The organism is Providencia sp. PROV114 (assembly GCF_032704305.1).
Classification (GTDB): Bacteria; Pseudomonadota; Gammaproteobacteria; order Enterobacterales; family Enterobacteriaceae; genus Providencia; species Providencia rettgeri.
The window spans coordinates 640276-652999 of the sequence record NZ_CP120528.1 but is presented as its reverse complement, the minus strand read 5'-3'; the positions used below and the strand labels follow the sequence as shown (position 1 = coordinate 652999).

9 protein-coding genes are annotated in these 12724 nt (G+C 42.1%); 3 read left to right on the top strand and 6 right to left on the bottom strand.

Features of this window, described 5'->3' with window-relative positions; translation table 11 throughout:
* The first annotated feature begins 65 nt into the window (after positions 1 to 65).
* Positions 66 to 1772 (top strand): ABC transporter ATP-binding protein/permease, encoded by a 1707-nt coding sequence (locus P3L37_RS02770; RefSeq protein ID WP_196719791.1) that lies wholly within the window; start codon positions 66 to 68, stop codon positions 1770 to 1772.
* On the top strand, positions 1762 to 4551 hold the full coding sequence (locus tag P3L37_RS02765) for a M16 family metallopeptidase (RefSeq protein WP_272667459.1): 2790 nt from the start codon (positions 1762 to 1764) through the stop codon (positions 4549 to 4551). Before P3L37_RS02770 ends, P3L37_RS02765 begins: the two co-directional genes overlap by 11 nt.
* 71 nt (positions 4552 to 4622) lie before the next feature.
* On the opposite strand, the gene P3L37_RS02760 is transcribed toward P3L37_RS02765, so the two are convergent.
* Positions 4623 to 5642 (bottom strand): hypothetical protein, encoded by a 1020-nt coding sequence (locus P3L37_RS02760; RefSeq protein ID WP_110731407.1) that lies wholly within the window; start codon positions 5640 to 5642, stop codon positions 4623 to 4625.
* A 205-nt stretch (positions 5643 to 5847) separates the two neighbouring features.
* Between P3L37_RS02760 and P3L37_RS02755 the strand changes: the two genes are divergently transcribed.
* On the top strand, positions 5848 to 6342 hold the full coding sequence (locus tag P3L37_RS02755; protein WP_109911839.1) for a GNAT family N-acetyltransferase: 495 nt from the start codon (positions 5848 to 5850) through the stop codon (positions 6340 to 6342).
* Between the two features lie 59 nt (positions 6343 to 6401).
* Here the strand turns inward: P3L37_RS02755 and deoD are convergent, their stop codons facing one another.
* The 5 genes from deoD to P3L37_RS02730 all read right to left on the bottom strand — a co-directional run bounded on the left by deoD (position 6402) and on the right by P3L37_RS02730 (position 12721).
* Positions 6402 to 7118, bottom strand: coding sequence for a purine-nucleoside phosphorylase (deoD, locus tag P3L37_RS02750; protein WP_004914779.1), 717 nt, complete (start codon positions 7116 to 7118; stop codon positions 6402 to 6404).
* A 398-nt stretch (positions 7119 to 7516) separates the two neighbouring features.
* Positions 7517 to 8740: a phosphopentomutase gene (gene deoB / locus P3L37_RS02745; protein WP_004914781.1), complete on the bottom strand. Its 1224-nt coding sequence runs from the start codon at positions 8738 to 8740 to the stop codon at positions 7517 to 7519.
* A gap of 52 nt (positions 8741 to 8792) precedes the next feature.
* Entirely contained in the window at positions 8793 to 10115 is a 1323-nt protein-coding gene (gene deoA, locus P3L37_RS02740; RefSeq protein WP_110731408.1) for a thymidine phosphorylase, read from the bottom strand.
* Between the two features lie 48 nt (positions 10116 to 10163).
* On the bottom strand, positions 10164 to 10943 hold the full coding sequence (gene deoC / locus P3L37_RS02735; protein ID WP_110731409.1) for a deoxyribose-phosphate aldolase: 780 nt from the start codon (positions 10941 to 10943) through the stop codon (positions 10164 to 10166).
* Between the two features lie 494 nt (positions 10944 to 11437).
* A complete protein-coding gene (locus tag P3L37_RS02730; RefSeq protein WP_181937082.1) occupies positions 11438 to 12721 on the bottom strand; it encodes a NupC/NupG family nucleoside CNT transporter in 1284 nt (427 codons plus the stop codon).
* Positions 12722 to 12724 lie beyond the last annotated feature (3 nt).

Sequence of the window (12724 nt, the reverse complement as noted above, 5' to 3'; positions counted from 1 at the left end):
CCAGCAATGTGAGCAATTTAAAAAATATAAGCCATTAAAATAAAACAACAAATGAACAAAACGTCATGAAGACACTGAAACAATTTTTCTATTTAGTAAAACCTTTTTGGGGGCAGCGTGCTGCCCTTTTGTGCTGGATACTGCTGTTTGCCTCACTCGGGCTCACGTTGTCCTCAGTTTGGTTCAACGTCAAAATGAACATGTGGAATGGGGATTTTTATAACGCCCTACAAAAACTCGACGGCCAAGCGCTGTATGGCTTATTGCAATACTTTGTGATTTTAGTCAGCGGGCTAATTTTTGTCGTTGTTATGGGTAATTACCTAAAACAAATGCTGATTATCCGCTGGCGCAAAGGCATGACGGAGCAAGTACTTAGCCGTTGGTTATCCCCAAATAGCAAACATTACCTATTAAGGCTGACATCACAAGAGCCAGATAACCCAGACCAACGTATTGCCGAAGATATTCGTTTACTGATTGAATCGACATTAAATTTAGTGGTGACATTCCTCCACTCAATGTTAACTCTGATTTCATTTGCGACCATCCTTTGGACACTTTCCGGTAGCCTGTCGTTTAACTTTGCCGATAGCGACTGGACCATTCCTGGGTATATGTTCTGGGCTTGTATTATTTATACCCTCATTGGTATTGCACTTACCCAATGGATTGGTTTCCCACTTCGCCGTTTGCATATGGATAAACAACGCCGCGAAGCGGATTACCGTAGCTCATTAATTAATTGCCGCCAACACGGTGATGCCATCGCAGGGCAGCGTGGTGAAACTCAAGATAGAAAAGAACTGATGGGGCGCTTTGGTGAAATTATTAGCAACTGGAACCGCTTGATCCGTTGTGAGCGGAACCTCTCTTTCTACACAGTGGGTTACCAACAAGTTACCGCCTTAGCGCCTGTATTACTCGCATTACCTAAATTCCTTGCGGGTGAAATCATGTTGGGTGGCTTAATGCAATTGCGCCAAGCCTTTACCAGTGTTGCCACTTCACTCGGCTGGTTTATTTTTGCCTATAAAGAAATCGCCGCATGGCAAGCCACAGTCTCCCGTTTATACAACTTTGTGGTTTTATTGGAAAACGATAACAAAGCGGTGGTTACTATCGACGAAAAATCGCCACCTCTGATCGCTAAATTATCCGTTTCTACCGCAGACAACCGCTGCTTAATTAATTCCGTGAATATAACCGCCAAACAAGGCGAATTAACCTTGATTCGTGGCCGTTCTGGTGTTGGTAAGTCCACCTTATTACGCACGCTAAGTGGGCATTGGCCTTTCTTCAACGGCACTATCAGCCGAACAGAAAAAGTTATGTGGATCCCACAACGCCTCTATTTACCAATTAGTCGGCTTGATAGCTTATTGGCTTATCCCAAAGCAACATCCCAATTTAGTCAGCAAGATTTTCAATATGCATTGATGTTAGTCGGGTTAGAAAAGCTGCATCACCAACTCGCACTCGAAACTGATTGGAACAACCGCCTATCTGGTGGAGAACAGCAGCGCATTATGTTTGCGCGTTTATTGCTCAACCGACCAAAACTACTGTTATTGGATGAAACCACCTCTGCCCTTGATGAAAACAGCGCATTAGAACTCCTCGCTCTATTGAAAGCTGAGTTACATGACAGTGCCATTATTTTGGTTAGCCATCAGAGCTTCGTTGCTCAATTTGCGGAACAACAAATATTGCTCGTTGAACCTGCGAGTGAAAAATCCTTAAATACAGGAACACCTGAATATGCTTCGTAAAATTACCTTCGCCACACTGGTAAGCATTCTGCTCGGTGGCTGCGCAGGCAGCACATCTGTGAGTCAAAATGCAACCTCGCTGTTGCCCGTACGCGGTGACCTGCAACACTATCAACTCGAAAATGGACTGCAAGTTTACCTTCTACAACGCAATCAACCTGGAGTTGAACTGCGTTTGTTGGTCAGTAGCGGTTCATTGCAAGAAAATGAACAGCAACTTGGTCTCGCGCACTTTACTGAACATATGGCGTTTAAAGGCACCAAACATTTTCCGGGAACCACGGGGTTCAAACAGCTTGAACACCAAGGGCTTAAACTCGGTAGCCATGTTAATGCGATCACCAGTTTAAATTCCACACTATATAAATTATCACTCCCTGAAGCCACGACAGCACAAGTCGCCACGGGCTTACAAGTGATGGCTGATTGGGCATCAAATATGACATTTGACCAAGACGCCTTTGAAAAAGAGCGTCCTGTCATTGTTGAAGAGTGGCGTTTACGCCAAGGAATGGGCTATCGCATCAACGATAGTTTAGAAAAATTACGCTACCACGGTAGCCGATACGTCGATCGCAACCCAATTGGTTCATTAGATGTGGTACGCAATGCCCCGATTGAGCAAGCGAAAAGCTATTACCAAACATGGTATCAACCTCAGCGAATGTCACTATTAATTATTGGTGATTTCAATAGTTCATCAGTACGTAATCAGGTTGATAATTTATTTGCGCTCCCTAAACCCGAAAAAGTGGCAGAAGATAACCCGCAATGGAAACAATTTGCCCACTCAACCAATATGTTAGTGCAAGGCGTGTTTGATAAAGAGCAAGGGGCGCGTTATGTGCAATTTGCCTTACAAAAGGATGTTAGCGCACCGCTAAATACGCGCTTAGGGCAGTCCGAAGATTTACTCGATAACCTCTGGTTAGCCATTTTAAACCAGCGTTTCTCCGTCATGATGGATAACGGTATTTTGCCATCCATTAGTATCAATGAACAAGGAGCAATGTTAGATAACCAGCGCTTACAACAGTTGATGATCATCCACCCTAAAGGCAATGATTACCAAGGTGCGACTGAGATTTTATTTACAGAGCTACAACGCCTTGCTACTGAGCCGGTTACCCAAGAAGAACTTGATTCTGCAAAGCAAGCCATGCTGAAAAAATTTAGCCAGCAAGCCGCTTCAGAACAACGTTATAGCAATGAATATTTAGCGGGGCAACTCACTACGGCACTTGAATACGACATGCCGATGTGGAATAAGCGCCAGCAGTTAGATAACAGCTACCAATTGATAAAGTCTGTCAAACCGCAGGATTTACAACAACATGTCGCTAAATTCCTACAAACCGCCTCCCCGCGTTTAGCATTAATTGGACCGGATACAGATGCCGCGACAATGGATAAGTCCGCATTTAATCAACAATGGCTTAAAATACGCCAAAGTACACCCGGGCCATTTACGCTGCGCTCCAAAGCGATTCAACTACAGCTACCTCAAGTTCCCAAAGGGGATATTGTTGAGCAATCTAAGCTACCGGTTGAAAAAACAGAGCGTTGGACATTAAGCAATGGTATTCAGGTAATTGTTAAAACAGATAAAAATCTGAAAGATGACATTCAATTTAACTTGCAATTACCGGGTGGCCGCTCGTTAGAAACACAACAAACGGCAGGTTTAACCGATTGGGCATTGAAACTTCCTGAAAGCAGCGGTTATGGGAATTACAGCGCTCGTGATCTGGCTTTACTGGCAAAACAAAACCAAATTAGCGTTCGCCCATACAGTGAATTACTCACGCATGGTTTTCGCGGAAAAGCCCCTGTCGATAACCTTGAAACGGCGCTACAGTTACTCAATTTAAAACTTACCGCTCCACAATTTAGTGGTGAAAAATTAGAGCAACAAAAACAGTCTTTTGCGTTAAATTTAGCCAAAACCCCCGTAGAGCGCACGTTCCTTGATAATATCAATCAAGAAAGCTATACCCATGGTGAATTTTTAGTGATCAATCCACAGGGGAGCTGGCAACAATTTACGGCTCAACAGTTACAGCAAGCCAACCGCCAATTGCTCACATCAACGGTGGATATGACACTGGTGATCACCGGAGCAATGAATAGCCGTGAGCTAAAACCGCTGTTAGAGCAATGGGTTGCATCATTACCACAAAGTAACCAAAAGCTGGTATCTCGTGACCAAGGGATCATGCCAAAAATGGCCAGCTTTAATAAAACATATCCCATCAGTAGCAGTGATAAAAGCATGGTCAGCATTCAATTCGCCTCACCCGCCGTATGGAGCCAACAAGATAGCTTAGCAATTCAACTTATTGATACCATTGTGAGCCAACGTCTGCGCGGTGAATTACGTGAAAAAGCCAGCGGGATCTATGCATTAGGTTTTTCACAGATGTTAGCGAAAAAACCGCAACCTTATTACCTCTCTCGCTTGAATTTCACCACATCACCTGAGCGCGCTGAAGAAATGACGCAAATCGCCCAAAAAACGATTGGGCAAATTCGTCAAACAGGTGTGAGTGAAAAAGAGTTAACTGAAGCAAAAAATATTTGGCTCACTGAAAATTCACAAGTGACGGATAGCTCAAGCTATTGGACCGAAGCTTTGGCACAGATTGCTGCAGATGATGGGCAATATCAGCGTTTAAGCCAACAGCAAGATATTATTCGGCAACTCACGGTTGAGGATATTAACCGCTTGGCTCGTCAGTATTTAGGGCAGAATTCAAAAGTGTTTATGATGACGCCTTAATTACTAAATCAAGGTTAGAAAGCCAACAATATATTGTTGGCTTTTCTATCCCGAACTATCATTATTGCTATTCAAAAACGAAAAAATTTTTTCATCTCTAAATAAACTTCTTTTGCTTTTTTTATAAAGAAAAATAATTTCCATTCAATAGCATTTAATAATCGCTCCCGTAAGCTTTTAGGTTTCATTTTGATATCATCGAATATATGGATAGGCTTGACTATTTCAGTATCTATTTTTATATAATCAGCAAGATTACTCTCAATTCTACCTAACGTTGCCTGTGATAAGATATCAAATCCATATTCGAATAGGGAATTTAGTTTTTTAATAAATATCTCTGGTTTCTCATTTTCCTTCAATTTTAAAATATTATCTTTAAAGTGAATAAATAGTTCATCGGGAACATCCTTTAATCTACTCATTTTAGAAATGGTTTTAGTTAATTCCTTATATAACTCATCAGCAACATCAATCGGTTCTGGTGTTGTTATAGTTGCTTGTGATGGTAGCGGAGGAAAAGATTCTAAATTAGTACATTGCGTATCTTTAGCTATCCCCATTGGTTCTTCTAAATAGTTAACAATAAATTTATTTGTAACATATTCTTTATCTAAAAAAAGCTCATAAAAATCATAAAGTTTAATAACAATGTCATCCGATGATTTCGTTTTTTTCATTTCGCTAATTATTTCTTTAATTAAATCAACATCTCTCTCATCTACTTTATTATTTTTCAATAAGCTATAGAAGCTTTTTTCCATTTCATTTGGAATGGCAATCGCTTCCATTAATGGTGGCCATTCCGGCTTCTCAATGACTCTTATTCTATATTCGTTTCTTTCAAGTCCAACTTGGGGTAGATTACTACCTTTCAATACACCGTGAAGAGGGGCCTCTGCATATTTAATCTCATCAATATTATTTTTATTCTTTCCTCTTAGATTTATAGGCGATAACGTTCGAGTCTGCTTAATATTTTTTATTTGCTTAGTAACATATTTTTTAATTTTTTTTGGGGCATTTTTTATATTCTCCTTGCTCGCTGTTAAGTTAACTAAAATGTTTTTCCTACCCATTGATTCAAGCATAATAATTCCTCTGAATAAATTACTGAACGCTATATAGCCAAAATCGTATATCTATTTATTATGTTGTGATATCAGATAGCGATTTTGTCTATTTTTAGTCACTCAATTTGTAATGCCTTTCATGACGTTGATGACTATCGATTGACAGGTCATCGTTTTAATGTGATTAATATTCTTATAATAAATAACGATAAAGAGACTCGATGTGAACAACGTAACCATCCGCAGAGCAACACTGGACGATGTGTCTGCAATCACCCAAATGCACGCTGACTATTCCGCGTATGCGAATACTTTACAACTGCCATACCCAACAACAAATACGTGGGAAGCTCGCCTAAGTGCTAATGACCCGCTAGTCACACAGTTTGTGGCCACTATTGATGATGTCGTTGTCGGGTTACTCGTTATTCATCAACCAAGCCAAATACGTCGCCGCCATGTGGCTACCTTCGGGATTACCGTTAGTGAAGCCCACCAAGGCAAAGGTATTGGCTCACAACTGATGCGAGTGATGGTGGATTACTGTGACAACTGGCTGAATGTCCATCGCATAGAACTAGAAGTATTCGCCGCAAATGGTAGTGGCGTCGGGCTGTATGAAAAGTTTGGTTTTGAACTAGAAGGCCGCATGAAAGATTATGCATTTCGTGATGGGCAATATGTTGATGCGGTGATGATGAGTAGGATCAAAAAATAGCGATAAAAAAATGCCACACAATAGGTGGCATTTTAGCGCATAATGAAAACGTCTAACGACTATTTGTCGCCTAACAGCACGGAGTCCAGTGCAATTTCAATCATCTCATTAAACGTGGTTTGACGTTCTTCTGACGTTGTTTGTTCGCCAGTTTTGATGTGGTCAGAAACGGTACAAATCGTTAATGCACGTGCACCAAACTCAGCGGCAACACCATAAATACCCGCAGCTTCCATTTCAACACCTAGGATGCCGTATTTTTCCATCACTTTGAACATATCAGGATCTGGTGAGTAAAATAGGTCTGCTGAGAACAAGTTACCCACACGCACATTCACGTTTCTTGCTTTTGCCGCTTCAACCGCATTATGGACTAAGTCATAGTCTGCAATCGCTGCAAAATCATTTTCTTTAAAACGTTGACGGTTAACACGTGAATCAGTACAAGCGCCCATACCAATCACAACATCACGCAATTTGACGTCATCCATTACTGCGCCACATGAACCCACACGAATAATCACTTTTACACCAAAGTCAGTGATCAGTTCTTTCGCGTAAATGGAGCATGAAGGGATCCCCATACCGTGACCCATAACAGAAATTTTACGACCTTTATAAGTCCCTGTAAAACCTAACATGCCACGCACATTATTGACTTGGCGAACATCCTGAAGGAAGGTTTCAGCGATGTATTTTGCACGTAATGGGTCGCCTGGCATCAGAACGACATCAGCGAAATCACCCATTTCTGCATTAATATGTGGAGTTGCCATGATTATTTCCCTTTAAATGATTAAATTTTTTTAAATGAATAAGGTGGTTCCCCACCTTATTCTTAAAAAAGATGACGGCAAAGCCTTGCCCATTACCTTTAACTGCGCACAATTACCCTAAATAATTTGAGTTGTCGCTAGGCGACAAAGAAAATCATCCCTATGAGCATACATAAGTATGTGATTAGGAGGATTTTATGCAGCCAACACCGCGACAGCTCAAAGAATGACGGCAAAGCCTTGCCCATTACCTTTAACTGCGCACAATTACCCTAAATAATTTGAGTTGTCGCTAGGCGACAAAGAAAATCATCCCTATGAGCATACATAAGTATGTGATTAGGGGGATTTTATGCAGCCAACACCGCGACAGCTCAAAGAATGACGGGTAATGGGTGTTAGAGCATTGGTTTACCATACTCCATTGGCGACAAATCAAAGTACTTAGCGACTGTCTGCCCAATGTCCGCGAACGTTTCACGGTGACCTAATGAGCCAGGTTTAACTTTTGGTCCATAAATCAGTACTGGGATGTGCTCACGGGTATGGTCTGTACCTGGCCAAGTTGGGTCACAACCGTGGTCAGCGGTTAAAATCAGAATGTCATCTTCTTTAACTAATTTCATTAGTTCAGGTAAACGACGGTCGAACAATTCTAATGCTGCGGCATAACCAGCCACATCACGGCGGTGGCCGTATGCTGAGTCAAAGTCCACAAAGTTAGTGAAAACGATGGTGTTATCACCCGCCAGTTTCATTTCTTCTACCGTTGCATCGAACAGTGCATCAATACCTGTGGCTTTAATTTTCTTAGTGATACCAACATGAGCGTAAATATCAGCAATTTTACCGATAGAAACCACTTCACCTTGTTTTTCATCAACTAATTTTTTCAATACTGTTGGTGCTGGTGGCTCTACCGCTAAGTCATGACGGTTACCTGTACGTGTGAAGTTACCGGCTTTATCACCAACAAATGGACGCGCGATAACACGGCCAATGTTATAACCACCTTTGGTTAACTCTTCACGTGCGATTTCGCACAGCTCATACAGTTTATCTAAGCCATAAGTTTCTTCGTGGCACGCAATTTGGAATACGGAGTCAGCAGAGGTATAGAAAATCGGTTTACCGGTTTTCATGTGCTCTTCACCCAGTTGATCGAGGATAACTGTACCGGATGAATGGCAGTTACCTAAATAGCCCGGCAAGTTTGCTTTCTCGACTAAAGTATCCAGCAGCTCTTGTGGGAAGCTGTTTTCTTCATTAGAGAAATAACCCCAATCAAATAGCACAGGTACACCCGCAATTTCCCAGTGACCTGACGGGGTATCTTTACCCGAAGAAATTTCGCTCGCATAAGCGTATGCGCCAATAATTTCTGCATTAGGATCAAGGCCTGCAGGGAATGAACCGCTTGATTCTTCTCCTGCTTTACCTAAACCTAATTTTGTTAAATTCGGTAAATGCAGAGGCCCTTTACGACCAATATCCGCTTCGCCACGTGCGCAAGCATCTGCAATGTGACCCAGTGTGTTTGAGCCTTCATCACCAAATTTATGTGCATCGTGTGCAGCACCGATCCCAAAGGAATCCAAAACCATAATAAATGTGCGTTTCATATTTTTCTCCTGCGGTATTTTTAAATACGATATACCACTAAAATCTTGTGTATTACTCGCTGATTTGGCGATAAACCATTGGTGTAGCTTCAGGTGCTTTACCACCAATCACCATCGCTTCACGCACTTCCTTCGCGGCTTCTTCCCACGCTTTTTCACTATTTGCATGGATAATTGCCAGTGGCGTTTGGGTATCCACTTTGGCACCTAACGCAGCGATATCACTCAAACCAACACTATAATCAATTGGGTCTGTCGCTTTACGACGACCACCACCTAAAGTCACGACAGACATTCCCAGCGCACGTGTATCCATTTGCGTGATAATGCCGTCTTTTGGTGCATAAACCGCTTTGCTCAGCACTGCAGTCGGCAGGTATTTGTTGTAATTTTCAACAAAATCAGCTGGCCCTTTTTGCGCTGCAACCATACGGCCAAACACTTCTGCCGCTTTACCATTGTCTAATACTGCCTGTAATTTTTGACGTGCTTCTTCGCGGTTTGCGGCTAATGAGCCAGACACTAACATTTCTACGCATAGCGCCATGGTGACTTCATAAAGACGTGGATTACGGTATTCACCTGTCAAAAATTGTACAGCTTCACGCACTTCAACGGCGTTACCGGCACTGGATGCCAGTACTTCATTCATATCAGTTAATAATGCGGTGGTTTTACACCCTGCGCCATTCGCGACTTTAACAATAGACTCAGCTAGCTGTTCTGACTTCTCATAAGTTGGCATAAATGCACCTGAGCCAACTTTAACGTCCATCACCAGAGCATCAAGGCCTTCTGCCAATTTTTTACCTAAGATTGAAGCCGTAATTAGCGGAATAGAATCTACTGTCGCAGTGATATCACGGGTCGCATAAAAACGTTTATCTGCAGGTGCTAATGAATTGGTTTGCCCAATAATTGCTACCCCGACATCTTTGATAATGTCACGGAAACGCGCATCATCTGGGAAAATATCGAAATTAGGGATCGCTTCGAGTTTATCTAATGTGCCACCGGTGTGGCCTAAACCACGGCCTGAGATCATCGGTACATAGCCACCACACGCTGCGACCATTGGGCCGAGCATTAATGAAGTGACATCACCCACACCACCAGTTGAATGTTTATCAACTAATGGGCCATTGAGATTGAGTGATTTCCAGTTCAGCACCGTTCCTGAATCACGCATAGCTAGCGTTAATGCAACACGCTCAGGCATGGTCATATCATTAAAATAGATAGTCATTGCCAATGCAGCAATTTGACCTTCTGAAACTGAGTTATCGCGAACACCATTGATAAAGAAACGAATCTCTTCTTCGCTTAATGGCTTACCATCACGTTTTTTACGGATAATTTCTTGTGCCAGAAACACAATATGCTCCTTTAAAGTCGAATTTATCGGCTAACAATATTGCGAAAATTAATAGCTACTGCTTGATTTTTTAACGTCAAAACCCAGCGTATTTAATAAATTTGCTAATAAACTAGAAGCACCAAAACGGAAATGACGGCTATCTGCCCAATTATCACCTAAAATTCGACCAGCTAACGCTAAATATTCTGCCGCTTCTTCTGCGGTACGTACGCCACCAGCAGGTTTAAAACCAACAGTTTTTTCCACACCCATATCATGAATGACTTGCATCATGATTTCTGCGCTTTCTAATGTTGCATTAACAGGCACTTTACCTGTTGAGGTTTTAATAAAATCAGCACCCGCTTTAATGGAAATTTCAGAAGCTTTACGGATTAATGCCGCATCTTTTAACTCACCGGTTTCAATGATCACTTTCAACAGCACATTGGCTGCCGCGCAAGCGTCTTTACAGGCTTTCACTAAGTCAAAACCAATTTTCTCATTACCGGCAATCAATGCGCGATAAGGGAATACCACGTCAACTTCATCCGCACCGTAAGCAATCGCCGCTTTAGTTTCAGCTAATGCGATATCAATATCATCGTTACCGTGAGGGAAATTTGTGACCGTTGCAATACGTACATCTGGAGTGCCTTGTTCACGTAATGTTTTACGTGCAATTGGAATAAAACGAGGGTAAATACAGATTGCTGCTGTATTGCCTGCAGGGCTTTTCGCCTGATGGCACAGTGCGATGACTTTCGCATCAGTATCGTCATCATTTAAAGTGGTTAAATCCATAAGGGACAGCGCGCGTTGTGCGGCCGCTTTTAAATCAGTCATATAACTCTCCAACGTAGTTAATTCTTCAGAACGACACGTTCTTTGTTGGCGAGCGGGCTTGGTTCCTTAAAGATGCTAGTCGGATGCTTTCCGAACTGAGCAGCTGAGATCCTTCTCACCGCATCATGCCCTAGAGTCCTAGACTCTGAGAACTAGCAGTTCCATAGCAGCTTACTAATGCCTATTTGACCATGGAATGATGCCATTTTATGTGCTACAAATCACATTAATCGACTGAATGTTACATTATTAAAATAAAAAATGTGATCACAATCTAATTATAACATCTCTCGCCATCCATTTTTCTCTCAAATGGCTTTTCAATATATTCTTCATCATTAATTGACTAAGTTAAGAATAGTTGAAAATTTACGATTGATATAAAAAGTCACAAAAGAATATAGCGAATCAAAATGAAAACGGAAGGGCTATTGCCCTTCCGATTGACTTATTTGAGTTTGAGATGATATTAATCTTACCACCAGATACATAAACTAAATGACTGCTGCTGCGCCTAATGTCAAGAAAAAGCCAGCAATCGTTGCACTCATTAAGTTAGACAGGGTACCGGCCATAACCGCTTTCATACCTAAACGAGCAACATCACCACGGCGATTTGGCGCCATTCCGCCTAAGCCACCGAGTAAGATAGCGACGGATGAAAGGTTAGCAAAACCACATAATGCAAACGAAATAATCGCTTTAGTATGGTCAGAAAGTACTTGTTTACCTGCCGCCAGAACTTCAGCATCCGCTTTCATGTATTCACCAAAATTCATGAATGCAACAAACTCATTCACGACAATTTTTTGGCCGATGAAAGAACCGGCAATTGTCGCTTCACTCCACGGCACACCAATTAAGTATGCGATTGGGGCAAATAACCAACCTAACAATAATTCAAGTGATAATTGTGGATAATCAAACCAGCCACCAATGCCACCTAAGATACCATTGATCAATGCAATCAAAGCGATAAACGCCAATAACATTGCACCCACATTCAGTGCCAGTTGCATCCCTGATGATGCCCCAGAAGCGGCCGCATCAATGATATTAGCAGGGCGTTCATCTTCAGCGACTAAATCTGTCGCATCAACCCTATCTTTTACATCTTCTGTTTCTGGAACCATCAGTTTGGCGAATAACAAACCACCTGGAGCGGCCATAAAGGAGGCCGCAATCAGGTATTCCATCGGTACACCCATTTGTGCATAGCCCGCCAAAACTGAACCCGCGACAGAAGCTAAACCACCACACATAATGGCAAATAACTCTGATGTCGTCATTGTTGCAATATAAGGACGAACAACCAATGGCGCTTCCGTTTGCCCAACGAAGATATTTGCTGTCGCAGATAACGATTCTGTTCTTGAGGTTCCCAATATTTTTTGCAGGCCACCACCAAGTACTTTAATCACTAACTGCATGATCCCTAAGTAGTAAAGGACAGCAATCAATGAAGAGAAGAAAACAATGATTGGCAAAACGCGGAAAGCAAAAATAAAACCACCGCCGCCAAACAGTTCAAACATTTTATCGGAAACCAAACCGCCAAAGATGAAGCTCATCCCATCTTGACCATATCCAATAACTTTAGAAACCGCGTCAGACATCCCTTGGAGCACACTACGCCCCGCAGGAACATAAAGAACAAATGCACCAATGGCTAATTGAATTAAAAATGCGCCGCCAACTGTGCGTAGCCTAATTGCTCGGCGATTGCTGGAAAATAGAATAGCTATCGCGATAAGTACCGCCATTCCGATAATACTCATAAT